Here is a 25099-nt window from a genome sequence, read left to right on the forward strand (position 1 = left end):
TACGTGTAAGCACGCGCGCACCTAGGGTTTTGAAAAATATAAGTGTCGAAGTGTCAACATAATGATTATCAATATTTTATCGACGAATTCGACTAAATAAAGTGACGGTAATTTAACGGCCAAATTTCAAGTTTTGCATGCGTTTCTATATAGAAAAGCAACTAGTTCCATATAGAAACACAAACGTTTCTACGATGTTTTACCTCCTATTGCTTCGTAAAACGCAATGCAAAACATCGTCAAACGCATAGAAAAACTTCGTAAAGTGGAATACAATATGAGGAAACATTTTCCCTTTATTTTACCGACGAATAACCGACACTTTATTCGATCCAAAAAGATGTCTAACAGATTGATGCTCAAAGGATAGACACTTCGACGCTTGTTTTTACGAAAAACCCAGAGTGTGCGCATGCGTGCACACGTGTATTACGATGTATAACACACTAGTAATTAAAACTTTGGCTAACAGGCTAACCAAAATCTGATTGCATGGGCAAAAATTTTGAAGTATCTTTGCCGAGAATTCAGAGGAATTCAGCAGAACTTTTAAACAACCTTGAAAATTCTGATTCTGTTTTACTGTATCTATTTAACATCCTCCAGTCCCTCTGATTCAGACAACAGTTCTTTGACAAATTTACTTACTGAATACTTTCCATCATAAAACGACACAACTTGGCAGTTGTATTTTGTAATCATAAAGCATGCACCCCCTCTAAATGAACAAAGAACAGTTCTACAACCTAGACAAAATAGTTTGCGGACTGGCAAAAAGTAAAAGATAGCTTACAGTCAGAATAATTATAATTAAAAGTTAAGACCCACCGCAATATAAGGACTATAGATATCTCTTATATCATTTGTGTGTGAATTAATATATCTGAATCCGATACCAGCATACGGAGTTATATCACTTTTGCGAGTTCGTGTCCTTACATATAAACCTATATCGTAGGTTGTATTCTTCCAATCAACATTCCCTATACTATTCGTAACGCTAGCCCTAAGGTCAAGACAAGTGTAATCTTTAGTATTATGCTCATAGAATAAAGTATAGCCAAGACCACCACCTAGATTAGTAGAATTGAAATACGCTTTATTATCATCTTTTTTATATAAGCCCAAAGGAGTTTCCAGACGTACAAAACCATAAAAACGCGACGTAATGTTTATACCTACATTTATTGAAGCTGAAAGCGGAGTAACATGATGCTGTTTAAAAGCTGAACTAGCTTCAAACTCTACATAAAATCTGTCAGCAATACTACTATAAGTCTTGTCACTTTCATTGGAAGATTGAGCAAAACTGTTTAAACAGGAAGTTAAAATTAAAACAACAAAAAAAATACCTTTTTTCATACAGTTAAAAAATTAGTGGTTATATTTGTCTCTATTATTTGTCTTTTGACAGAACAAATGTATATTATTTTATATTACAATCCAATTCCTTTTATAAGAAATTTATAATAGAAAGCAAAATCCCCCTATTATTACAACGACTTAACATTAAATTAATTAATTTTTACTATTATTTTTATAGAGCGTCGTTACAAAATATAATGCCCACTGTATTTTTATTTTTAGCCACAAAGCTAAGCTAGCTAAAAAACATAGGAGAACTACAGCCACAAAATAAAAAGGCTGGAACTCTCGTATGATTAATTATACGAATAAAGGCACTAACTATGCCAGAAACATTATAATCATTTGGGCAATAATAACCCTTATAAACATACCAAGTGGATATACAGATGCATAGCTTATGCTTGCACTATCAGTTTTCAATGAATCATTGGCATACCCTAATGCCATTGGATTTGCCATACTTCCACAAAGTATTCCACAGATAGTACCGAAATCAAACTTATGTGTCTTCAATGCAATAAGTCCTATGACAATAATTGGCACCACGGTTATAAGGAAACCTATTCCTACCCAAGCGATACCTTCAGGGCGAACAACTGTAGCGAAAAAGTCTTTTCCGGCATCAAGTCCCAAGCATGCAAGGTACATGCTAAGTCCCAACTTACGTAACATCAGTGACGCAGACCGTGTGGTGTATGATATAAAATGGAGTTTCGGTCCTAAAGCACCAATAATTATACCCATAATAATTGGTCCACCAGCAATACCAAGACGCACTGGACTAGCCATTCCTGGTAAAGAGATAGGAATACAGCCAAGTCCCAAACCTAGGATTATACCAAGTAATATGCTGCCAATATTAGGCTCATTCAAAGTCTTAACGGAATTCCCGAAATACCCCTGCATATTATTCACAGAATCATGCTGACCAACAACAGTAATTCTGTCGCCATATTGCAATCGCAAATCATCTGTTGCAAGAAGTTTTATATCACCACGGGTGACACGACTCACATTTACTCCATAAGATGTACGTAGATGCAGCTCACCAAGTCTCTTACCATTGAGTTCTGTTCTTGTGAGAACCAACACTCGGCTCTCAACCTTTGAGTCTATAGCATTCCAGTCAATCTTCTCTCCGTTCCAGTCTTTATTAACTCTCTTTCCGAAGAGTATTTCCATTGCAGCCTCATCTTCACGATTGGTAATAACGAGCAAGCTGTCATTTTCCATCAGCTTGGTCTCAACCATAGGAACAATAACTTCCTTACCTCGCCATATACGTGATATGATAAAGCGAAGATGAGTCATTCGTGAGACGTCAGAAATAGACTTTCCGCCAATAGCAGGATTAACTACTTCAAACTGTGCTATATATGTATGATCCTCCTCATTTATCTTTTTAACTGCTAAATCTTCAGGCTTTACAAAGACTTTACGCAGGAATAGCATCGCAAATATTACACCAAGTACACCAAGGGGATATGTTACAGCAGTAGCTAAAGCTGTGCTACCACTAGCCATTCCAAGATGATTTATAGCCTGAGTGGCTGCACCAAGAGCAGGAGTATTTGTCGTAGCACCACAAAGCAAACCTACCATATTAGGCAGACTTACTCCTGTTAAAGGAATAAGTAACAAGGCAAAGACAGTACCAAAGACGATAACAGCCAAACTCCAGAGATTCTGCGCCATACCTTCATGCCGCAATGATCCAAAGAAGTTAGGTCCTACATGAAGTCCCAGGCAATAAACAAACATTGACAGTCCGAATGTTTCAATATAATCCAATAAGACAGGATCTATTGTAAACCCAAGGTGTCCGGCAAAGATACCTACGAAAAATACAAAGGCTACTCCAAGTGATATTCCCATCACTCTGACTTTGCCAAGAGCCAGACCACAGGCGATAATTAAAGAAAGAATAACTAAGGTCTGTATTGAAGAATGAATGTTAAATAAACTATTAATCCAGTCCATTTTAATTATAAAATGTTCAGATATTGTTCCAAGGGTATTCCCCTGTTTTTATCTATATTGTCTTTATTCAGGTCAATAAGTTTGTAGACACCGTCCATAGCCTTTCTGGTTGAATCTTTCAACGACTCACCGTCAAGCAGATGCCCGATAAGTATAGCCGAGAAAATATCTCCAGTGCCAGGGAAATGAACAGGAATCTCATCATAACATAATTTGAAATACTCGTTATGTATGTTATTGTATCCAACCACTGAAGGTTGTCCATCAACTGTTATACTTGTTATGAGAACTGACTTAGAGCCAATCTTGCGCAAATGTTCAAGAAGGCTGTGAGCCTCATCTTCTGTAACACCTTCGGCTTTATATTCGCGTCCGGTAAGGTAGCATGCTTCTGTATAGTTTGGGTAACATAAATGAGCAACACTCAACATCTCACGCATACTTTTTATCGCTGCTGAAGTCACTCCATTATACAATTTACCCTCATCGCCCATAATAGGATCCACAAAAATCGTAGTTCCAGTTGACGCTTGTTCCAAGCAATAGCGCGACACTATGTCGGCTTGACGCTCGCTGGCTATAAATCCTGTGGCGATGGCATCAAAAGTGAATCCCAGTTCCTTCCATACGGGGAACACGCCTTTAATATAGTCTGTGGTATCAAGTAGATTAAACTTTCCGTAGTCAAGTGTATTAGACACTAAGGCTGTGGGAAGATTGTATGTGGGATGTCCGAAATAAGACAATATCGGAAGCATTGCTGCTGTGGCAACTTTGCCGTATCCCGCCATATCATTTATCAGAAGAATTTGCTTCTTATTCATCCTTAAATTAATATTTCGGGGCAAAGGTAGTAAAAAGTTAAGATATGAAAGGTGTTTATACTAATAATTTCATTATATTTGCATAAAAATCTACCTAACCTTAAATGAAAAAATATTATTACCGACAACGATACTCGATACATGGCTTGGCTTAACGGCAGCAAGCATAATAGGATTTGGAACTCATTTGCAAACACAGAAAACTAGAAAGTTGAGGAAAACAGGTCATTATCTGAATTTGGGACACGGACGTCGGCAACCATGATAATGTAAAAATGGTTGGATTATCCGTAATTTATATAACTAAATGTTGCTGGATTATTCTTATCTTTGCAACCATAAAATTATATTCAAGTAAATATGGCAGAGAATGATGTTGTTATTATAGACTCCGTTGATAAATACAACGAGATGATGGGACTTGAGACAAAGCACCCACTGATTGCTGTAATTGATATGTCTGAAGCTAATTATCAAGAAGTCAGAAAAGAAAAGACTTTGGAATATGAAGTCTATTCCGTTTGGCTTAAGCAAACTATGTGCGGCGACATCACATACGGACGCCAACCCTACGATTACCAAGAAGGTACCGTGACATCCTTCGCACCTGGGCAAGTGGTACATTTCAAACCAGCAAAAGATTATAAGCCACAGGCACTTGGACTTATCTTTCATCCCGACCTTATCCGTGGAACATCACTTGGTCACGACATAAAGCAATACGCTTTTTTCGATTATTCTTCACGTGAGGCATTACACCTAAGCGAAGACGAAAAGGCTATATTCAAAGATAGCCTTAATAGAATAAAATTGGAACTTGACCGTCCGATAGACAATCACAGCAAAAAACTGATTTGCAGAAACATAGAGTTGCTGCTTGATTATTGCATGCGATTCTATGAAAGACAATTCGTAACCCGCAAAGCAGCCAATCGTGATGTTCTTGACAAGTTTGAAAAGCTGATTAACAGCTACTTCACTGGAGACAGAGCATTGCATGACGGTCTGCCATCTGTGAAATACTTTGCCGAGGAATGCTTCCTATCACCCAACTACTTCGGTGATTTAGTAAAAAAAGAGACAGGAAAGACTCCACAGGACCACATACAAAGCAAGATTATAGACCTTGCTAAAGAAGAACTTGCAAGTTCTGAGGACACAATAAACGAAATAGCATATCATCTCGGATTTCAATACAGCCAACATTTCAATCGTTACTTCAAGAGAAACGTTGGCGTAACTCCAAGCCAATTCAGAAAACAGATGGCTGAAGCTTAAGAGCGTTTATATAATATATTAAGACTATTCTGATGGGTAACCATTGCAAAGATATAAATACGGTGTGCAACTGCAATAAACTGTTCAACGAAAAGACTCTTCATCCCCTTGTGAGCATTATTAATTTATCAGGAAAATGCGAGGATAAAGAAATAAAGTTGAACACTTATTCGGTACTGATACAGGAACATCCGCAACTCAGAAGTGGCGGAAGAAAGCCCTATGATTTCAATGCTGCCACCATATTTTTCAGATCACCAGACAAAAGGATTAACATTGTTGGCGAGAATGATTGTCTGCAATCTGGTAAACTGTTGATTTTTGATACGGACCTTCTTTGTGGAACAAACTTAGGTAAACAAATTAAGAACTACACATTCTTCAAATATAAGCCAGAAAGTGAATCTCTGCATGTTTCAGCTGCAGAACTGAAGACAATATACAACTGCATTGATAACATCAATCGTGAACTACAATGGGGTATTGACAAATTCAGTTCAACGATTATAAGCAATAAGATTGAACTGCTGCTAAACTACTGTTGTCGCTTTTACGAAAGGCAGTTTATCACACGTCATGATGCATCTGACGGAACTTATGACACTATACATCATGAGATAGATGATTATATGCTAAATGGCAAAATACATAAAATGGGTATGCCATGCACATGCTGTTTCAGCAGAAGACTAAACTTGTCAAGTGCATACATCAATGATCTCATAAAGTATGAGAGTGGAAAAGACTTTGCCAGCTATTTGCAGATAAGACGTATTGAAATAGCAAAACAAATGATTGTTGCAAATAAGAAAAGTGATGCATATATAGCACTAGCACTGGGATTCGGCGGAGTTGCAAACTTTACGAAACTATTCATGCAGATCACCGGAATGACAACAGAAGAATACCGCAAATAAAAATTTTTATCTAAATAAATTTAGTAGAAACTATATATAGTAATAGCGAGAAAAAAGCAGTTACAAAAACTTAAACGTAATAATTAGTTTTTGATTACGAATTATTTTTGTAACTTTGCAGAAATTAAAAAACGATAATGAAAGATATTTGCTGCATTGGACATATAACTTTGGATAAAATCATCACTCCTAAAGATACCGTCTTTATGGCTGGAGGAACCTCTTTTTATATGTCTTATGGTATGAATCGGCTTCCAAACGACGTTTCATATCAACTTGTCACAAAGGTAGGAAAAGAATCTCTTGACGAAGTTGAGAATATGAGGAAACTCGGCATAGACGTGGAATGTCATCAAAGTAACAAGAGCGTTTTCTTTGAAAACAAATATGGCGACAATACAAACAACCGTACACAACGTGTTCTAGCTAAAGCTGATCCTTTCACAGTTGACGAAATGAAAGGTATTGACGCACGTGTATATCATCTGGGCAGCCTGCTTGCCGATGACTTCTCACCCGAAGTTGTTGAGTATCTCTCGACAAAAGGACTTATTTCAATTGACGTTCAGGGATATCTGCGTGAAGTAAGAGGAGAAAATGTATTCGCAACAGACTGGAAAGACAAAGAGAGAATACTTGAATGCACTGACATCATAAAGCTAAACGAGCATGAAATGGAAGTTATCACAAATTCAAAAAATCCACGTACTGTAGCTATTAAACTAGCAGAAATGGGAGTACGTGAAGTCGTGATAACGCTCGGCAGTTATGGCAGCGTAATATATGCAGAGGGTAAATTCTATGAGATTCCTGCTTACAAACCAAATGTAGTTGTTGACGCAACAGGATGTGGTGATACATATTCTGCTGGATATCTTTATATGAGAAGTTTAGGTGCTAACTATTCGGATGCAGGAAAATTTGCCGCAGCCATGTGCACACTTAAACTTGAGCATAGCGGTCCTTTCGACAAAAGCATAGAAGATATTAAGAATATTATAAAATAATCAATAGTTATATTGAAACATGGTAGTTTATGATTTAATCTTAACTATCATGTTTTTTTTATCAAACTCTATACTGTCACGTTCGATATAATTTCCCAAAGTTCCGTTTGCAGACAATTCCCGCGGTGTTCCTATACACAGTTTATCATCATTCATAAGCCACAATTTGTCAGCCAATTGTAAAGCCTGCTCTACATCATGTGTAGATAGCAATATAGTCTTACCCAACTGATGTGAAAGATTCTGCAATAGCTTCATCATTTCTATCTTACTTGGAAAATCCAGAAAGGCAGTTGGCTCATCAAGAAAAATCATTTGAGTATGCTGAGCAAGTGCTTTCGCAATCATTGTCTTCTGTCGTTCGCCATCACTTAGAGTCTGAACCATACGGTTTTTCAATTTCAACACTCCAACCATATCCAAAGATTCATCAACTATCTTCTTGTCTTCCTTGTTCAGTGTTCCCCAAAAACCAGTAAAAGGATATCGCCCCATACCAACCAATTCTACTACAGAAATGTTTTCCACTCCTGGTTTTCCTGTAAGCACAACACTTATCTTTTGTGCCAGCTTTGCGGAAGAATAATCATTGATATTAACATTGTCAATAACAACATCACCAGCAAGTGGCTTTATAAATCCAGATATAGTTTTAAGCAGTGTTGACTTTCCTACTCCATTTGATCCAAGCAGGCATGTAAACTCACCGCTGCAAAGCGAAGCATTGATCTCTTCACCCACTTTTTTATCCTTATATCCGATAGACAAATCATGCAAAACAACTGATTCCATATGACAAAGATACAGCAAGTAAAACACAATACAAAATAAAAAAAGAGGTTTTTTATTTTTATTGTTAGGGCACCGTCTTTGTTCAACATTAGTTAAAGATACTCCAAACAAGTGGAAAATCGAAATAAAAGGAAAAAAATTAGTAACTTTGCAGTCAATATGAATCAACAGACGTCACCAATACAGGAACTACAAAAACAAAAAATGCTCTTGGAAATAGAGTATTATTCGGAAAAAGAAGCTTTTCGCAAACAAACAGAATCTACAGGACTAATGCGTAAAGTAAAGAAGGGAGATGCCTGGTTTCCTCTGAATATAGGAAAAAGCTACTACAACTCTCTAAATCAGACGGTAATAGAGGTAACGAGAAACACAGATACGGATACAGAACATAACTTTGAATTCGGAAGACCTGTAGCTTTCTTTAAAACAGATGGTAAATCATTACATTATTTTAATTTCACAGGAACGGTATCTTTTGTCGACGGGAATAGAATGGTAGTGATTATTCCAGACGGAGGACATGCAATAGATATTCAAGGATGTACAGAAAAGATAGGAATTCAACTATTTTTTGATGAGACAAGCTATAAGCTAATGTTTGAAGCTCTTGACAGAGTGATTAAAGCAAAGGGAAACAGACTGGCATATCTGCGTGATTTATTTTATTCACATCAGAAAGCGGAACGTTTCTCTTTTACAGCACAACGCTTTCCTTGGCTTAATCCAACTCAGGAGAAAGCCGTAAACGAAGTACTTTGGGCTAAAGATGTTGAAGTTGTACATGGTCCTCCAGGAACAGGAAAGACAACGACTCTTGTTGAAGCCATCAACGAGACACTTATGCGAGAAAATCAAGTTTTGGTTTGCGCACAAAGTAACATGGCTGTTGACTGGATTTGCGAGAAGCTTGTAGACAGGGGAATAAACGTCTTGAGAATAGGGAATCCAACTAAGGTGAACGATAAAATGCTTGGATTTACTTATGAGCGGAAGTTTGAGGGTCATCCAGAATATTCTCAGCTATGGGCTATAAGAAGAGCTATACGAGATTTGAGAGCCCACAGAAAAGGGCGTGACGAAAAATATCATCAGAAGTTGGAACATCTGAAAGCACGCGCCACTGAAATAGAAATAAGAATTAATTCAGAATTACTTGGTGAGGCAAGAGTAATAGCATCTACACTTGTAGGTTCGGCAAACAGACTTCTTGAAGGACAGAAATTCGGAACGTTGTTCATTGACGAAGCAGCACAGGCTCTTGAAGCAGCATGCTGGATACCGATAAAACGAGCAACAAGAGTGATTTTGGCAGGAGACCACTGCCAACTTCCACCGACAATTAAAAGTATTGCTGCACTTAAAGCCGGATTAGGTAAGACGCTGATGGAACGGATTGTAGAAAACAAGCCTGAAGTTGTTACTTTACTGAAGATACAGTATAGAATGAACGAAAAAATCATGCGTTTCTCCAGCGACTGGTTCTACCACGGGCAAGTGGAAAGTGCACCACAGATTAAATTCCGTGGTATACTTGACTATGACACACCTATAGAATGGACAGAAACAGCACCAGTAACAAATGACAAAGATAACACTAAAGCCACAAGTGGTGAAGGCAGAGACGGAGAATCAATAATTAATAAAGAAGAGGCTCTCATAACTCTTGAAAAACTTGAAGATTATTTCACGAAGATTGGCAAGCAAAAGATTCTTGAAGAACAAATAGATGTAGGAGTGATATCTCCATATAGGGCACAAGTGCAATACATGCGCAAACTGATAAAGAAAAAAGAATTCTTTAAACCATATCGACATCTAATAAGCATCAACACCGTGGATGGTTTCCAAGGACAGGAACGTGATGTGATACTGATTTCATTGGTAAGAAGTAATACTGATGGTCAAATAGGATTTCTCCATGATCTTAGACGAATGAATGTCGCCATAACACGTGCGAGGATGAAATTAATAATAATAGGCGACAAAGAAACGCTGTGTCGTCACCCATTCTATAATAAACTATGGGAATATATTAACAAAGAAGATTGATGGCTAACACTAATGATATGACAATAGGGTCTCCCGTAAGGGACATCCTGAAATTTGCAATTCCACTGATATTAGGGTATATACTGCAACAGATGTATCTTATCATTGACGCTGCAATTGTGGGCAGATGGATTGGTGTAGATGCTCTTGCGGCAGTGGGAACATCAAGCAGTATTATGTTCCTTATAATGGGATTCTGCAACGGTTCTTGTGCAGGTTTCTCGATTCCTATTGCTCAAGCTTTTGGAGCAAAAGATTACAAGAAGATGCGGTCATACGTGAGCAATGCCATACGCATTGCAATAGTAATGGCTGTAGTGATAACATTCATGAGCTGCATATTCTGCGGAAGAGTCTTGAAAATCGTAAACACCCCTACCGACATATTCGACAATGCTTACATATTTCTTTTTCTGCAATTTCTAGCCATACCATTTACAATCGCATACAATCTTCTTTCAGGATTCATACGTGCTATTGGCAACAGCAAACAGCCATTTTATTTTCTTATAGCATCTTCGTTTATCAATATCATACTTGACGTAATACTGATTCTAATTCTTGGAATGGGTGTAGAGGGAGCAGGTATAGCAACACTGATATCACAATGCTGTGCATCGTTGATGTGCTGGATATATATCAAAAGGAAACTGCAACTACTGATACCGAAGGGAGAGGAAACACATTTTGACAACAAGCTAATAAATATATTGCTCAACAATGGCATGCCAATGGGAATGCAATTTTCTATCACTGCCATTGGAATCATTATGCTGCAAAGTGCCAACAATGCCTTAGGCACCACCTATGTAGCTTCTTTCACGGCAAGCATGCGCATAAAATATCTATTCACATGCGTACTTGAAAACATCGGAGTTGCCATGGCTACATATTGCGGACAGAATATAGGCGCAAGAAAAATTAATCGCATAAAGACAGGAATATACGCTGCCATAAAAATCATGCTTGTGTATTTCATCATCACGTTTATCATTATATATCCTTTTGCCGACTACATGATGATGCTTTTTGTAGATGGTAGCGAAAAGGATGTCGTAACCAACGCAGCGATGTTTATGCGCATTGCTAACTACTTCTACCCTGCATTAGGACTGCTCACAATATTCCGCTATAGTATTCAGGGACTTGGATACAGTAATCTAAGTATGATGAGCGGAGTTATGGAGATGATTGCTCGGTGTGGCGTAAGTATTTGGATTGTACCCGCGCTGAAGTTCACGGGTGTATGTTATGGTGATCCTGTGGCATGGATAATGGCTGATTTGTTTCTTATACCCGCTTTTATCTGGCTATACGGTCATATCAAAAGGAAGCAACCTCAATGCGTCTCTTAACAAAGAACTTGCTAGCAAACAGGAAGAAAAGTAACACTCCAAATGCATTTTCGATTGCTACCAACCAGAAAGCTGCTTTGTAACCAACCATTTCGGAAACTACTCCACCAAAAAGTATTCCTATGCCAGAGCCCAAATCCCATGAAGTAAGGATTGATGAATTAGCCGTACCACGTTCATTATGATGAGCCACGGCTACAAACATATTAAGAAACGCAGGATACATGTGACCGTTACCTAATCCGATAAGGAATGCCGACAGATAATAACCTACAGGATTTATCCAGGCAACAAACATAATGTAACCGATAAGAGCTATACAAATTCCGTATGCGGCATTATGAGTAAGGCGACCTTCACGCAAAGCTTTAGCTCCCTGAAGGCGAGAACTAAACAATCCTATCGAAAGTAATGCGAAATAGGTGCCTGTACCTCCAGTAATGCCAAGTTCCTCTTTACTGTATATTGCAAGATAGTTGCTCAATACTCCAAAACAGAAACCAAACATAGCAACATTGATGGCAAGCAACCATGCGCGAGTCAGAAAAAATCTGTCAAGAGAAAGCTTTTCCGTATTCTTCACGATAGAGTTAACTGGTATCTTCACGGTTCCGTCTATAACTAGACCCACAAAAGCTACGACAAGCGCTATCCAGAATAACACACTGAAATCATTCAATAACTTGTATAAATATATTCCTATTGATGGTGCTATAGCCATTGCAAGATTATTGCTTAGTCCGAAATATCCCAAGCCTTCATTTCTACGGGTTGAAGGAAGTACATCTATTGCCACTGTGCTATTTGCCACTGTAGCAGCACCGAATGGTCCTCCGTGTAATGTCCGGACTATGGCAAACATAAGAAGCGTGCTTGCTGCTATATATCCTGCAAAACATACAAAAAACAGGGAAAGACAAATAATTAGCACCCTCTTGCGATTGAAACTGTCTACTAAAAAGCCACTTAACGGACGTATTATCAATGATGCAATTGTATATCCAGAAAGTACGATTCCAATAACATCATTAGTCGCTCCAAATTTTTCGCTAAGATATATTGGTAGCAAAGGGGTAAGTATATAAAAGGCAAAATACATCATAAAATTAGCTGTCATCACCTTTACATACTCTGTATTCCAAAGTTTTTGTTTTGTTTCCATTCTCATTTGTCCCAATCTTTAAATTCAAGCTCCAACTGTATCCATTCTGGTGTAGGTATTTCGTCAAATACACCTGGATTTGAAACCGACAATCCCAATAGCCTTATTGGGTGCTCGGCACTATATACAATCTGTTTAAGCAATTTCTTTGCCAATGGCAGAATATCATCTTTAGTCTTCAATATCCTATTCCCAGTAATACTGCGTGTTATCTGTTGAAAATCACCATATTTAATTTTCAATGTTAGCGTCTTTCCTTCGAAATCATCTTTTGCAATACGCTCACAAAGTTCCAATACAGAGTGATAAAGCTCTATTAACACAGCCGACTTTATGCTTATATCCTGAAGAAATGTCTGCTCACATCCCACTGATTTTCTTATACGCTCCACAACTACCGGACGATTATCAATACCCCTTGCAAATTGATAGAATACGGGGCCTGCCTTTCCGAACACTTCAGATAGATGTTTTAATGAACATTCCCTAAGCTGAGCACCGTTGAATATTCCAATATGATGCATGCGCCTTGCAGTCTTAGGTCCAACTCCCCAGAAACTTTCAATAGGTAATTTGCCGATAAAGTCGAGAGCCATATCGGGATGTATTGTGCATATACCATCTGGTTTACGATATTCAGAGGCAATCTTCGCAAGAAATTTATTGTATGATATTCCTGCTGAAGCCGTCAGATTTAACTCGTCTTCTATGCGTTGCTTTATCTCCTTCGCTATATCTATAGCAAGTTCTATTCCGCGTTTATTTTCTGTAACATCAAGAAAAGCCTCATCAATGGATAAAGGTTCAATGACATCTGTATAATCCTTAAATATAGCATGTATCTGCGACGAGACTTCACTATAGCGTTCATAACTTCCTCTAACAACAATCAACTGAGGGCAAAGACGCTTAGCAATCATCATAGACATTGCAGAATGTACACCGTATTTGCGAGCCTCATAACTGGCTGTAGACACAACACCACGTTCACCGTCATAACCCACAGCAACTGGCTTGCCACGTAAATCAGGATTATCACGTTGCTCAACGCTAGCGAAAAATGCGTCCATGTCAATATGTATTATCTTGCGGTCTAAGCTATCCATAAAGTAATTGCAAAGATACGCAATTTACGGCAAAGGTGGATAATGACTATGTTATTATCTTCAAACAAATAATATCTCTTTTATTTTGCAGGCTCGCCAAAATACCATAATTTTGTAATATCATTAGCTATATTCAATTTGAATATAAGCACTGACTCATCATAAAAAGGAAACCATTATGACATCTATAAAAGATTTAATGACAAAGGTGAGTTTCGAAAAGGTAAGTGAAATCTTAAAGGAACTATACCCACAGGAGGCAGCAAACATGGAGGAATTTGAAAATACATTCAATTCTTTGCGTACAATTAAACCAACGTTTGACTATTTCGACATGATTATTGAAGTGAAAGAAAATAACGGCAAAATACACGTAAGCAACACTCATCTTGGTAGTCTTACAGACCTAGCTGGACGTAGATATAAAAAACATGGCGACATGCCTGAGGCTGACGTTGCAGCCCACTGCTTATATCAAATAACCGTTCACGTATACGAGACCGAGCGCTACAAAGATCATCTTGACGAATGGGATGACGACATGATGAATCCACAAAAGGCACGTATCGTAAGATAGCATGCCTCTTGATGGAATATCTTTTTATCCTACCTCAAGCAGTTCTATTTCGAATATCAAAGTAGAACAACTAGGAATTCCAGGTTGTGCGAATTTTCCATACCCCATATCGGAAGAAAGATACACCTCCCACTTGTCACCCACATGCATTTTCTGCATTGCAATAACCCATCCTTCTATAACATCAGAAAGACGTATAGCCAAAGGAACTCCACCAATACTACTATCGAAAGTTTTTCCGTCTATAGTACGTCCTGTGTAGTGAGTTGTAACTATACTGCGCGCAGAAGGTTGCTTACCATTCACATCTCCAGAAGATATAACCTTGTATGATACACCTTTCACTATTGTGAACACTCCGTCTTCGCGTGATTTGTCAATCAGCCATTTCTTATTTTTATTGATATATTCCCTGTTTGCCATATTGTTTAAGTTAGATAAATAATAATAACGCCACAAAGTTACGTCTTTTTTCACAAAAGAAAGATTAATTTCTACAAGATTCATCATACATGTTCATAGACTGCCCTCATTAAGTTCATCAACTATAATGATCAATGAGTTTGATGTCTTTGATAGAACAAAACAATAAGCCCGGATAGGTAAACTTAGTTTTACCTATCCGGGCTTATTGTTACAGTATGAGATTATTTGTACTATTCTGAAAAAGCAGCAGATTCTGCGGCTTCTATTATGCGATTACGACTTTGTGGGCTTGAGCTTATATCGCTCAAATCAAACTCTTCATCTTCTGTAGCACTACTTTTTGACTCCACAACTTGAGTATCTTCAACCTCATTGTCACTTCGGTACATCGGAGAACGACGAGATTTTTTACTAGTCGTATCTTCAAAGACTTCTTCCTTGAAAGCTGTTACATGTTTCTTGTCTTCAGGTTCCTCTATATCATGCTTGATAATGAAACCGTCACTAACCTCTGTACTCGGAACATCCTCAACAGGCTCTTCCTCCATCTTTGTACGACTAGTCTTAACAGCAAACACTTCGTCAATGAATTTAGGTTCTTTACGCAACTTCTCAAGAGTCAGCTTACTAGCTAGCTGCTGGCTTTCTTTCTTGCTGTATCCTACACCAGAACATCCGTCAACACCTTCAATGCAGACCTTATAGTCAAACATCGGGCTGCCATTATCGTCTTTCTTCTGTTCAAGCATTTCGAATGTTAGCTTCACACGATTCTTCTGTCCCCATTCAATGAGTTTGCTCTTAAAGTTTACTTCTTTATAAGCAACCTTATCAATGTTGATCATCTGTGATAATATACGTTTTTCCATAAAACGCATACATGTGTTGTAACCTCTGTCCAAATACATTGCGCCAACAAGTGCCTCAAAAGCATTTCCTCCCATATAACTATTATGAGAAGAACTGCGTCCATTGCTTAATATTAACTTGTTGATGCCCATTTCATTGGCAAGCTTATTGAGAGTGTCTCTCTGTACAAGTTTTGAACGAGTATTAGTAAGGAATCCCTCACGCTTACCTGGGAAATGTCTATAGACAATATCTCCTACGATTGCATCAAGAATAGCGTCGCCCAAAAATTCCAGGCGCTCATTGTTTACAGGTTTTCCCTTTGCGTTACGCTTCATCACGCTCTTATGCATCAGAGCTAACTTATAGTAGCTGATGTCATGTGGATAAAAACCTAGAATGGCGTATAAAGAAGAATAAAGTTCCTTTTCCTTACGAAAAGGAAGCTTTATTCTGTCTATTATGTTATTCAGCATATTTCTTGAAAATGACACAACAATTGTGACCTCCAAAGCCGAAGGTGTTGCTAAGTGCTGCACGCACTTCGCGCTTTTGAGCCTTGTTGAAAGTAAAGTTCATGTTGTAGTCCAAATCGGGATCATTATCATCTTCCTCATGGTTGATGGTAGGAGGTACGATGTCATTCTTGACACTAAGTACGCATGCCATAGCCTCTATCGCACCAGCAGCACCAAGAAGGTGACCAGTCATACTCTTAGTAGAGCTGATATTGAGTTTATAAGCGTGCTCACCAAATACGTCCTTAATAGCTAAAGCCTCAGAAAGATCGCCAATATGAGTAGATGTTCCGTGAACATTGATATAATCAATATCTTCTGGCTTCATGCCTGCATCCTCAAGTGCATTCTTCATAACGAGTTTTGCACCTAACCCCTCTGGGTGAGAGGCAGTAATATGATAAGCATCAGCACTTGCACCTTCGCCAACCATTTCGGCATAAATTTTTGCTCCACGAGCTTTAGCATGTTCCAATTCCTCAAGAATAAGGCAACCAGCACCTTCACCCATGATGAATCCATCACGACTTGCGCTGAATGGGCGACTTGCATGCTCAGGGTCGTCGTTGCGAGTAGAAAGAGCTTTAATGGCATTAAAACCACCAACACCACTTTCGCAAATGGCAGCTTCAGCACCACCACCAACGATGACATTAGCCTTTCCTAAACGGATAAGGTTGAAAGCATCAGCAAGAGCATTGCTTGAAGAAGCACATGCACTAGTTGTTGTATAGTTTGGACCGCGAAAACCAAAATGAATACTAATTTGGCCTGAAGCGATATCAGCAATCATCTTAGGAATGAAGAATGGACTGAATTTTGGTCCTTCTTCCTTGTGCTGAGCATAATATGAAACTTCCTCCTCGAATGTCTTGATACCACCGATACCAACACCATAGACAACACCTATACGGTTTTTGTCTTCTTTCTCAAGGTCGAGACCAGAATCATTCACACCTTGCATTGCTGCAATCATGGCAAGTTGAGTATATCTATCCAACTTGCGGGCTTCTTTACGATCAAGATAATCAGTCACATTAAGGTCTTTAACCTCACATGCGAATTTAGTCTTGAAATTTGTCGTATCGAAATGTGTAATAGGAGCGGCACCACTCTTACCTGCAAGAAAATTATTCCAAGTTTCCTCAGGACTATTTCCTACAGGAGTCACTGCACCAAGACCCGTTACTACTACTCTCTTTAATTCCATGCGTGTATATATAAAAAATGACTAGGAATTAGGGATTAGTGATTGAAAATACATTTAATGACGTTTTCAATCCTTAATCACTAATCCCTAATCGTATAAAATTGCAAAAATAATTATTGACTATTACTTTGCGTTTTCCTCGATGTACTTGATAGCGTCACCTACAGACTGGATTGTCTCAGCCTTGTCGTCTGGGATAGAAATACCGAATTCCTTCTCAAATTCCATGATAAGTTCTACAGTATCCAGTGAATCAGCACCAAGATCGTTTGTGAAGCTTGCCTCTGGCTTAACTTCAGCCTCGTCTACACCAAGTTTGTCTACGATAATAGCCTTTACCTTGCTTTCAATTTCTGACATAATTGTAACTTTTTAAAATGTTTATAAATAATTTCTAATTAAAAATCGGGTGCAAAGGAACGAATTTATTTTTAATTTCGCAAATATTTTATCCAAAAAAGCACTTAGGGTTGCACAAACCCCCTAATAGTGTGCATTATTTTGGACTTTTATTAGTGTAATTTACGAAATATCAATTAGTTTCACTTTGTTTGTAATATTCGTTCTATATGCTCAACAACAACTTCCGGACTGATATTGTGCATACAAGCCCAATCGCCACGCAAACATGGTTTATTTCCATAAATACTGCATGGACGACATGGTAAATCAGCTTGCACAACATTATCCATACTCTGATTCCATCCCATGAAACCCGCAAATGGATGTGTTGAGCCCCAGATGCTCACAACCTGTGTATTAACAAGCGAAGCCAAATGCATATTGGCACTATCCATACTCAACATTACATCTAAATGACTCATCAGAATCAACTCCTGCTGTAGTCCGCTCATCAATCGTGACGCATTTATTATCTGTTTACTCTCAGAAGATATTTCATCGAGTAGTCTCATTTCTTCATTTCCTCCACCAAAGAGGAATACTCTGCACGAAGGATGTTTATTGACAAGCATCCTTATGACATTCTTCATCAATGGCAACGGATACATCTTACCCTCATGTGCAGCAAACGGAGCTATACCTATCCATTGCTGAAACGGTCGTTTATCTCCTATCTTATCTGAAAGTAATCTAAGATTACCTCCTTCAGGTGGGAAAAGCGAATTGAATTCCAGTTTCACCGGGTATCCTAACTTTTCTAACACATCGGCATAGTTCTGAAAAGATGTAGGTTGCTGTATCAATTCCTTGTTATGTTCTGCTATGAGTTTGCTTTTCCCGCTTCTATGCTTGTCAATACTCTCAACACGGTAATGGTCGAAGTTGAATCTCATACGCAGATAATCAGAACGTAGCACGCTGTGAAAATCGGCAACTGCTGTAAAGTTCTTCGCTGTCAATCTCCTATAGAGCGCATTCAACCCTCTAACTCCATTATATTCTCTTTTAATATCTGCAGCCATAAAGCCGACATTTGGAGCTATATTCTCAAAGAAAGGGCGAGCAAAAGGTTTGCTCAACATCGTTATGCGTAGATTTGGATATTGTCTTGCCAATGAATAAACCACAGGAACAGTCATTGCCACGTCACCCAAAGCCGAGAAGCGCATTATAAGCAAATGCTCAGTATTCATTTATTCTTATACAATATTGGATTGGTGTCTACGTCATTATACATTTTCATCTGACGATACACCTTCATGTATTTACTACCAGCCTCAACATCTTCAATCAACTGATCTATTGCTGTGCAAAGATCATTCTGCTGTTCGAGCAGAACTCCTAACTTAGCTTTACACTTTGCTATATGAGACTCTTCGGCATCCTTACGTTCAGCCTCCTCTTTCATGTGAAATATTTTGAGAGCTAAAATACTGAGACGATCTACAGCCCAAGCCGGACTCTCTGTATTTATTCGCGCATCATCAAGCACTTTCACATTTTTATATTTATCTAGGAAATATGAGTCTATTTGTTCAACCAAATCAGTACGGTCTTGGTTGCTCTTATCAATACGTCGCTTTAGGGTAAGCGCACTTGATGGGTCTATTTCCGGATCACGGATAATATCCTCAAAATGCCACTGCACTGTGTCTATCCAACATTTCAGATACAATTTGTTTTCAATAGTCCCTTTTTCGAATGGATTATTAATAGGGGTATCTATATTGTCATAAACATGGTAATCATTGATTGCCTTATTAAAAATCTCATTACAATGCTGTGTAAAAGACATATTTATAATATTATTTTAAGTTTATTCTGCAAAAATAGGTAATTATTTTTAAAGTCACAAATATTTATTAGTTAAATGAGACCTGGCGACGCTTTAAGACCATATTGTATTTTATTTTAAATCACTAATCCCTATATATTTTATTATAATCAATCGTTATGACCTCGCCGAATTGATTTAGATTAAGAAAATGGTGTTTTTTAAATAGAAATGATGTTTTTTCTTTGGTGTGTGCGCAAACAGTCGTATCTTTGCAGTGAAAATAAAAGGATAATAAAAACAAACGGATGCCAAACGGGTTCCGAATTAATTAAAAGAAAAAAGATTATGGTAACATTAATGATTGTTTTAGCAGTAGTCGCAGGATCAATTTCACTAGCAGTGAATGTAAACGACAAAATCTCTATGGGTTTGTAAACCCTAAGGGATTTATTTTAAAAGAAGTTTTTGAAAATTAGATATTAAAAACCAGATATGCAATTATGTATATCTGGTTTTTTTGTGTTCGTATATTATTTTAATTGTGATTCCATTGGATTAGCAAGTCCTTTCATTCCTACAAGGAAAGCCTTTGCCGAACCGAATTTCAAGAACATGTCAAGTCTTATTGGCACATGGTTTTCATCATCACTGACATAGAAATCAACAATATTCTTATATTTTCCATCGTCTAATTCTAGATAAGAAAGTTGCAGACAACGATATTTTCTACCATTATCAGCCTTTATAACAGTCTTACCCCTATATCTAAGTTGTGCCGGAGTACGTCCATTGCCATCAGCTATAGGGAACTTTACAACAAATCCATCTTTCCAATTCTTTGGATTAAATGATCTTGCACGCAAGAATATGCTCATCATATCATAAACACAATCATCATACGTGTGTCTTTCCCAAGTATTTGTTCCGTCAGCATGCTGTCTGTGCATTTTAACACTGCAATTACCGTTAGGATATGTATAGAAAACCTCGTCAACAGTGTATCTACTGCCCTCATGCGCTCCCTTGCGATAATAGAGGGGAGCCAAGTCCAACGTATTATAGCATAATAATGTATCACGCAACACAAACATATTATCTACCTGACTGTTACCTCGCGTTGTCAAACTAGCTCTATATGCCGGTTTGCCATCAAAGCGGCTTTCTACAGTTGATATGGCTGCCGTTCCTGCTTTAACCCAAACAAATTTCCAGTTATAATACAAATTGTATGAGAGAAATTCGCCAGACTTGAAAGCTGTGTTACGGAATGAACACTGCGCATTTGATGCTACTGCACAAAACAGCAGCACTCCAGTCATTATTGATTTTCTTAGTTGCATCATATTGTTAATTATCAGTCTTTATATTTCGTATCTCAAGTACCAGTCGATATGTAATCTATTCCCATTTTCTTAGCTCTGTCCGCATTACGTCTTTTTACTGTTTTCTGCTTATCGACTTTCTGTTTTGTAATTTCTCTTGGTTTCTGCAAGTATAGCGGTTTCTCTGTCGGACTCCAAGATTCTTTAACATCCCACTTAGCCTTACATTCTATCTTGTCAGGATAGTAATATACATCCTCTGGTTGAGCACCTTTAGCAAAATCACCAGTATCCCAGATTCCATTATTATTACGGTCCACAAACATTCTGAGATAATAATCACCTGCAGCAAGATAGAAGAATTCAGCCTGTCCATTTTCAGACTCCAATTCCTTCACAACGTTGTCGCTCTTATCCAAAAGTTGAATAATACAATGTTTATTGTCCATCCCAACCAAAGAAATAGTCAGAGTGCCGTATTCATCATTACTCTTTACTTTGAATCCGTGCTTACCCTTTCCTGACACTTTTCCGTATATATCAATAAAAGCCATACTATCCATTTCAAGACTATATTCCTGTCCAGGACGCCATTCTCCTACAAGTTCGTAATCCATTCCATACTTTAACGTGTCACTACGCACTAGTTTTCCACTTACATCTCGATGTGCCAATGGCCGGAATGCATATTTAGCTTTATACCAAAGAGTATCAATCTTTGTATATAAGTGTATCTTTGACGTATCCACACGTTCCAGCGGAGCATCAACACTTATCGGTATATTCTTGTCAGGGTCAAGTTCGGTAGGAACATTGACATTAAGTTTCATGTTTTCCCGAGGTTTAACCGTTTCGTAATGGTCCCCCTTTTTCTTTGCTTTCTCCTGAGCTTTCTGCCACTTTTCCAACTCTTTTAGGGCAGTTTTCATTCTCTTTTCATACGGTTGTTTTGAAAGCACTTCCATCGTATCCTTTTGCGCTACGAGATGTCCTAGAGAATCTGTCTTCAAATAATTTATCTCCATGCGTAGTGTGTCTTGATCAACAAGAGCCGAATCACGCAACCAATATGATATAGTATCCCTCTTTACATTTGGAATAACTACGAAAGCATTTTTCTCATTGAAGTTAAGGCCTTTGATTCTTGGAAGTTCATTGTTTCCATAACTGAAATTAGTCACAAAATGATTTGCTTCTTTTCTTGTTACACTAAGCAGGTATCTGTCTGTCTGCAATTCAGTGAATGCTGATAATGTGACATTATCTGGTAGGAAATGAATATAATCATGACGTTTTATGTCTGCTATATGCAGAGAGTCCGTCCAAAGTGTATCCTGCTTTACGTCAGGTTTTGATGATGTAGTTATCAAATCATGTGAAAAAGCTATTTTTTCACTCTTTTGATTGAACATATAATTACCATCAACATCCTGCAGGGCATAAATACGATATGAGCCTTTTTTAACACCCTTTATGATGAAGTGTCCTCTACTGTCAGTACGGCTCACCCTAAGCATTGGTGTCTTTTGAAAAGCGGAATCAGCCTGATTACTATATAATCCAACAAGGATACCCTTTACCGGCTCAAGATTATCTGCAGCTAAAACATAGCCTGAAACCTCCATTGTATCTATCTCTGCACCTGTAGAGAAGCTGTAAGTATAGTTACCCAAAGGATTTCCTTCGTTATTGTCTGAAATCGCATCACTAAAGTCAATCGTATAAGTAGTATTGGCTTTCAAAGAATCAAGAAGTTTCACGTCTATGCTTTTACCAGCAGCTTTTATTTCAGGAGCTTCCAATTGTGGCGGCGACACGATTACATTCTCTGTGGCATTATCAATCTTAACGTATTCGTCGAAGTTGATTTTCACATTTTTACTTTTAACTCCAACTCCTCCATCTGCAGGTGATGCCCCAATAACTTTTGGCGGAGTTTCATCAAACCATCCACCATCAGGATTACCCATACGAGCGCAACTTGCAAAGAGCGTGATTGCGAGTATATATAGTATAGTATATTTCTTCTTTATCTTCATATTTTTATAATCATGCTTGACTTGAGAGTTCCAGCAATTCATCTAAGTTCTTTCTGCTATTGCTCAAACGGGGAATCTTGTGTTGTCCACCTAGTTTACCCTTAGATTTAAGCCAATCGTTGAATAGTCCGGTGCGTGCTTTTACCACTTCAAGATGTTGCAACGTAACATCATGAAAACGCTTTGCTTCATAGTCACTGTTTAGTTCCTGCAACTTTTTGTCAAGGATAGTAGCAAACTGATTGATATCTGCAGGTTCTTTTGCAAATTCTATCAGCCATTGATGTCTACATTTGGCTTTACTATCCATATATACAGGCGCTGCGGTATATTCACTCACTTCAGCACCAGTAATTTTGCATGCATAATCCAATCCATTCTCGGCATTATCCATGATAAGTTCTTCACCAAACGCATTAATGAAATATTTAGTACGTCCTGTTATAACAAACTTATAAGGATTCTTGCTTGTGAAGCTCACTGTATCACCAATCATGTATCTCCACAAGCCACAACTTGTTGTTATCAGCATCGCATAGTTCTTGCCTACTTCAATTCCTTCTAGAGGAACTATTGTTGGGTTATCATTATCAAACTCATCCATTGGAATAAACTCATAAAACACGTCATAATCCAACATGAGCAGCATACTCTTGTCTATGGTATCATTTTGGATACCAAAAAAACCCTCACTGGCATTATATGTTTCCATGTAGTGCATACCTGGACTCGTTATCAGTTGTTCATATTGTGAACGATAAGGCGTGAAAGCAATACCGCCATGAAAGAACACTTCTAGATTTGGCCAAACATCTTCAAGATGTTTCTTTCCTGAGATTTCCATAACCCTTACCAAAACACTAAGCATCCAACTTGGAACACCAGATATATTAGTAATATTCAGATTCATGCACTCACGCGCTATTCTGTCACGTTTTATATCAAAGTCACTCAACAGCGCTGTCTGCTTTTTAGGCACACGAATCAAATTTGCAAGAGGATTTATATTCTCTATAAGTATCGCACTGAGGTCACCAACAAGAGAATTAGCTACATTGTAATTCGGAGAATGGCTACCTCCCAATATCAATCCCTTGCCATCAAACATTTTACTACCTGGATTCATCATCAAATACAGGGCAACAACATCTTTACCACCTTGGTAATGAATATGATTCAATCCGTCTTGTGAGACTGGAATAAACTTACTTTTATCATTAGTAGTACCAGAAGATTTCGCATACCACTTTACCTGTCCACGCCACAAAACATTTTCCTCACCATGTCTCATACGGTCTATATCACCTTTCAACTCCTCATAAGTATTCACCGTAACATTAGAAATAAAATCTTCATACGAATTTACATTATTGAACAAATGTTTCCTTCCATATTCGGTATTTCTAGCCCGCTCTATAAGTTTTTTCAGCACTTCATGCTGCAGTTCTTCACCATGACTTAAATATGATTCAAGTTGTTTCTGCCTTGGTAGGAATAATTTTCCCACAATGCTAGTTATATTCATTGTTGCGTATTATCAGTTTAAACTGCAAATTTAGTCCAAACTTTTGTAATAGGGTAAAATTTCACTAATTTTAATATAACTACGGATTTTAATCATTGTGTAGTACGCTTAATTTGGCAGGGCATTGATTCTGATTGTCTGAATATGATATTTAAGTTAGCTTTTCTTCATCAATTTTTGAGCTTAAACAATAGATATTTAAGTACTGCTAAACAAAAGCTAAAATACATTGCCTCACATCCAACAATTACAAATACATGAGTGGTGTTATATGTCCGTTCATCTAGTTATATTTCATTCCTATCTGATTTTTTTCACAAAAAGACACCATAAAGACAACTGTCAATATAATTAATTCAATTAAGATGTTCGATATTGAATAAAACAAGTGTAGAACTAGCAAAACCAGAGCCTATTTATAGAAAATGTCATCTCTATTATTAACGCATCTTCCAAAAAAAACATTAAACAAACATACATTACATACATTTTCAGCACAAGCAACTAATAACCAACATGTTACACCATGTATACAAGTGCTATCTCCTACATGTTTCCTACATGCCTCCTACACTAAATTTGCTTATTTTTACATAAAATGCTAGATTTTGAT

General features: G+C 37.8%; 21 protein-coding genes. 6 read left to right on the forward strand and 15 right to left on the reverse strand.

Annotated features, from left to right (window positions below):
* Positions 1-810: 810 nt before the first annotated feature.
* From HEQ28_RS09405 to HEQ28_RS09415, 3 genes are all read right to left on the reverse strand, one after another.
* Positions 811-1362, reverse strand: coding sequence for a hypothetical protein (locus HEQ28_RS09405; RefSeq protein ID WP_434501976.1), 552 nt, complete (start codon positions 1360-1362; stop codon positions 811-813).
* A gap of 324 nt (positions 1363-1686) precedes the next feature.
* The gene (locus HEQ28_RS09410) at positions 1687-3348 is read right to left on the reverse strand and encodes a putative transporter (protein WP_434501977.1); all 1662 of its coding nucleotides are present in this window, start codon (positions 3346-3348) and stop codon (positions 1687-1689) included.
* Between the two features lie 5 nt (positions 3349-3353).
* Positions 3354-4172, reverse strand: coding sequence for a pyridoxamine kinase (locus HEQ28_RS09415; RefSeq protein ID WP_434501978.1), 819 nt, complete (start codon positions 4170-4172; stop codon positions 3354-3356).
* Between the two features lie 360 nt (positions 4173-4532).
* Here HEQ28_RS09415 and HEQ28_RS09420 point away from each other — a divergent pair, with 360 nt between their 5' ends.
* The 3 genes from HEQ28_RS09420 (at position 4533) to HEQ28_RS09430 (ending at position 7374) form a co-directional block, all read left to right on the forward strand.
* On the forward strand, positions 4533-5450 hold the full coding sequence (locus tag HEQ28_RS09420) for a helix-turn-helix domain-containing protein (RefSeq protein WP_434501979.1): 918 nt from the start codon (positions 4533-4535) through the stop codon (positions 5448-5450).
* A 32-nt stretch (positions 5451-5482) separates the two neighbouring features.
* Positions 5483-6367: a helix-turn-helix domain-containing protein gene (locus tag HEQ28_RS09425; protein WP_434501980.1), complete on the forward strand. Its 885-nt coding sequence runs from the start codon at positions 5483-5485 to the stop codon at positions 6365-6367.
* 137 nt (positions 6368-6504) lie between these two features.
* Positions 6505-7374, forward strand: coding sequence for a PfkB family carbohydrate kinase (locus HEQ28_RS09430; RefSeq protein WP_434501981.1), 870 nt, complete (start codon positions 6505-6507; stop codon positions 7372-7374).
* Between the two features lie 27 nt (positions 7375-7401).
* Here the strand turns inward: HEQ28_RS09430 and HEQ28_RS09435 are convergent, their stop codons facing one another.
* A complete protein-coding gene (locus tag HEQ28_RS09435) occupies positions 7402-8166 on the reverse strand; it encodes an ABC transporter ATP-binding protein (RefSeq protein WP_434501982.1) in 765 nt (254 codons plus the stop codon).
* Positions 8167-8325: 159 nt separating this feature from the next.
* Between HEQ28_RS09435 and HEQ28_RS09440 the strand changes: the two genes are divergently transcribed.
* Positions 8326-10218 (forward strand): AAA domain-containing protein, encoded by a 1893-nt coding sequence (locus tag HEQ28_RS09440; RefSeq protein ID WP_434501983.1) that lies wholly within the window; start codon positions 8326-8328, stop codon positions 10216-10218.
* Complete coding sequence (locus HEQ28_RS09445; RefSeq protein ID WP_434501984.1) at positions 10218-11573, forward strand: MATE family efflux transporter; 1356 nt, start codon at positions 10218-10220, stop codon at positions 11571-11573. Before HEQ28_RS09440 ends, HEQ28_RS09445 begins: the two co-directional genes overlap by 1 nt.
* Here HEQ28_RS09445 and HEQ28_RS09450 read toward each other — a convergent pair.
* Together HEQ28_RS09450 and dinB are read right to left on the reverse strand one after the other, a co-directional pair.
* Positions 11542-12735: an MFS transporter gene (locus tag HEQ28_RS09450; protein ID WP_434501985.1), complete on the reverse strand. Its 1194-nt coding sequence runs from the start codon at positions 12733-12735 to the stop codon at positions 11542-11544. The two genes, HEQ28_RS09445 and HEQ28_RS09450, sit on opposite strands and share 32 nt — an antisense overlap.
* Positions 12736-12737: 2 nt before the next feature.
* The gene (gene dinB / locus HEQ28_RS09455) at positions 12738-13841 is read right to left on the reverse strand and encodes a DNA polymerase IV (RefSeq protein ID WP_434501986.1); all 1104 of its coding nucleotides are present in this window, start codon (positions 13839-13841) and stop codon (positions 12738-12740) included.
* 178 nt (positions 13842-14019) lie between these two features.
* Here dinB and HEQ28_RS09460 point away from each other — a divergent pair, with 178 nt between their 5' ends.
* Positions 14020-14418 (forward strand): DUF6557 family protein, encoded by a 399-nt coding sequence (locus tag HEQ28_RS09460; RefSeq protein WP_434501987.1) that lies wholly within the window; start codon positions 14020-14022, stop codon positions 14416-14418.
* Between the two features lie 24 nt (positions 14419-14442).
* Here the strand turns inward: HEQ28_RS09460 and HEQ28_RS09465 are convergent, their stop codons facing one another.
* From HEQ28_RS09465 to HEQ28_RS09505, 9 genes are all read right to left on the reverse strand, one after another.
* Positions 14443-14841 (reverse strand): FKBP-type peptidyl-prolyl cis-trans isomerase, encoded by a 399-nt coding sequence (locus HEQ28_RS09465; protein WP_434501988.1) that lies wholly within the window; start codon positions 14839-14841, stop codon positions 14443-14445.
* 233 nt (positions 14842-15074) lie between these two features.
* The gene (rnc, locus tag HEQ28_RS09470; RefSeq protein WP_434501989.1) at positions 15075-16169 is read right to left on the reverse strand and encodes a ribonuclease III; all 1095 of its coding nucleotides are present in this window, start codon (positions 16167-16169) and stop codon (positions 15075-15077) included.
* Entirely contained in the window at positions 16159-17421 is a 1263-nt protein-coding gene (gene fabF, locus HEQ28_RS09475; RefSeq protein ID WP_434501990.1) for a beta-ketoacyl-ACP synthase II, read from the reverse strand. The genes rnc and fabF overlap by 11 nt, the downstream gene beginning before the upstream one ends.
* Positions 17422-17544: 123 nt before the next feature.
* Complete coding sequence (locus tag HEQ28_RS09480; RefSeq protein ID WP_018464184.1) at positions 17545-17781, reverse strand: acyl carrier protein; 237 nt, start codon at positions 17779-17781, stop codon at positions 17545-17547.
* Between the two features lie 182 nt (positions 17782-17963).
* Entirely contained in the window at positions 17964-19016 is a 1053-nt protein-coding gene (locus tag HEQ28_RS09485) for a glycosyltransferase family 9 protein (protein ID WP_434501991.1), read from the reverse strand.
* The gene (locus HEQ28_RS09490) at positions 19013-19618 is read right to left on the reverse strand and encodes a DUF4254 domain-containing protein (RefSeq protein ID WP_434501992.1); all 606 of its coding nucleotides are present in this window, start codon (positions 19616-19618) and stop codon (positions 19013-19015) included. The genes HEQ28_RS09485 and HEQ28_RS09490 overlap by 4 nt, the downstream gene beginning before the upstream one ends.
* Before the next feature lie 512 nt (positions 19619-20130).
* Complete coding sequence (locus HEQ28_RS09495; protein ID WP_434501993.1) at positions 20131-20943, reverse strand: DUF3108 domain-containing protein; 813 nt, start codon at positions 20941-20943, stop codon at positions 20131-20133.
* A 32-nt stretch (positions 20944-20975) separates the two neighbouring features.
* On the reverse strand, positions 20976-22961 hold the full coding sequence (locus HEQ28_RS09500) for an Ig-like domain-containing protein (protein ID WP_434501994.1): 1986 nt from the start codon (positions 22959-22961) through the stop codon (positions 20976-20978).
* Positions 22962-22971: 10 nt separating this feature from the next.
* Entirely contained in the window at positions 22972-24486 is a 1515-nt protein-coding gene (locus HEQ28_RS09505; RefSeq protein WP_434501995.1) for a GH3 auxin-responsive promoter family protein, read from the reverse strand.
* Positions 24487-25099 lie beyond the last annotated feature (613 nt).

The organism is Prevotella sp. (assembly GCF_051059605.1).
Taxonomy (GTDB): Bacteria; Bacteroidota; Bacteroidia; order Bacteroidales; family Bacteroidaceae; genus Prevotella.

What these genes read in the sequence shown, in the direction of transcription:
- rnc (WP_434501989.1), bottom strand. Translation starts at nt 16,169, where the DNA reads ATGCTGAATAACATAATAGACAGAATAAAGCTTCCTTTTCGTAAGGAA.
- HEQ28_RS09430 (WP_434501981.1), top strand. Translation starts at nt 6,505, where the DNA reads ATGAAAGATATTTGCTGCATTGGACATATAACTTTGGATAAAATCATC.
- HEQ28_RS09505 (WP_434501995.1), bottom strand. Translation starts at nt 24,486, where the DNA reads ATGAATATAACTAGCATTGTGGGAAAATTATTCCTACCAAGGCAGAAA.
- HEQ28_RS09425 (WP_434501980.1), top strand. Translation starts at nt 5,483, where the DNA reads ATGGGTAACCATTGCAAAGATATAAATACGGTGTGCAACTGCAATAAA.
- HEQ28_RS09495 (WP_434501993.1), bottom strand. Translation starts at nt 20,943, where the DNA reads ATGATGCAACTAAGAAAATCAATAATGACTGGAGTGCTGCTGTTTTGT.
- HEQ28_RS09500 (WP_434501994.1), bottom strand. Translation starts at nt 22,961, where the DNA reads ATGAAGATAAAGAAGAAATATACTATACTATATATACTCGCAATCACG.
- HEQ28_RS09480 (WP_018464184.1), bottom strand. Translation starts at nt 17,781, where the DNA reads ATGTCAGAAATTGAAAGCAAGGTAAAGGCTATTATCGTAGACAAACTT.
- HEQ28_RS09460 (WP_434501987.1), top strand. Translation starts at nt 14,020, where the DNA reads ATGACATCTATAAAAGATTTAATGACAAAGGTGAGTTTCGAAAAGGTA.
- HEQ28_RS09415 (WP_434501978.1), bottom strand. Translation starts at nt 4,172, where the DNA reads ATGAATAAGAAGCAAATTCTTCTGATAAATGATATGGCGGGATACGGC.
- HEQ28_RS09440 (WP_434501983.1), top strand. Translation starts at nt 8,326, where the DNA reads ATGAATCAACAGACGTCACCAATACAGGAACTACAAAAACAAAAAATG.
- dinB (WP_434501986.1), bottom strand. Translation starts at nt 13,841, where the DNA reads ATGGATAGCTTAGACCGCAAGATAATACATATTGACATGGACGCATTT.
- fabF (WP_434501990.1), bottom strand. Translation starts at nt 17,421, where the DNA reads ATGGAATTAAAGAGAGTAGTAGTAACGGGTCTTGGTGCAGTGACTCCT.
- HEQ28_RS09465 (WP_434501988.1), bottom strand. Translation starts at nt 14,841, where the DNA reads ATGGCAAACAGGGAATATATCAATAAAAATAAGAAATGGCTGATTGAC.
- HEQ28_RS09435 (WP_434501982.1), bottom strand. Translation starts at nt 8,166, where the DNA reads ATGGAATCAGTTGTTTTGCATGATTTGTCTATCGGATATAAGGATAAA.
- HEQ28_RS09490 (WP_434501992.1), bottom strand. Translation starts at nt 19,618, where the DNA reads ATGTCTTTTACACAGCATTGTAATGAGATTTTTAATAAGGCAATCAAT.
- HEQ28_RS09445 (WP_434501984.1), top strand. Translation starts at nt 10,218, where the DNA reads ATGGCTAACACTAATGATATGACAATAGGGTCTCCCGTAAGGGACATC.
- HEQ28_RS09420 (WP_434501979.1), top strand. Translation starts at nt 4,533, where the DNA reads ATGGCAGAGAATGATGTTGTTATTATAGACTCCGTTGATAAATACAAC.
- HEQ28_RS09410 (WP_434501977.1), bottom strand. Translation starts at nt 3,348, where the DNA reads ATGGACTGGATTAATAGTTTATTTAACATTCATTCTTCAATACAGACC.
- HEQ28_RS09450 (WP_434501985.1), bottom strand. Translation starts at nt 12,735, where the DNA reads ATGGAAACAAAACAAAAACTTTGGAATACAGAGTATGTAAAGGTGATG.
- HEQ28_RS09485 (WP_434501991.1), bottom strand. Translation starts at nt 19,016, where the DNA reads ATGAATACTGAGCATTTGCTTATAATGCGCTTCTCGGCTTTGGGTGAC.
- HEQ28_RS09405 (WP_434501976.1), bottom strand. Translation starts at nt 1,362, where the DNA reads ATGAAAAAAGGTATTTTTTTTGTTGTTTTAATTTTAACTTCCTGTTTA.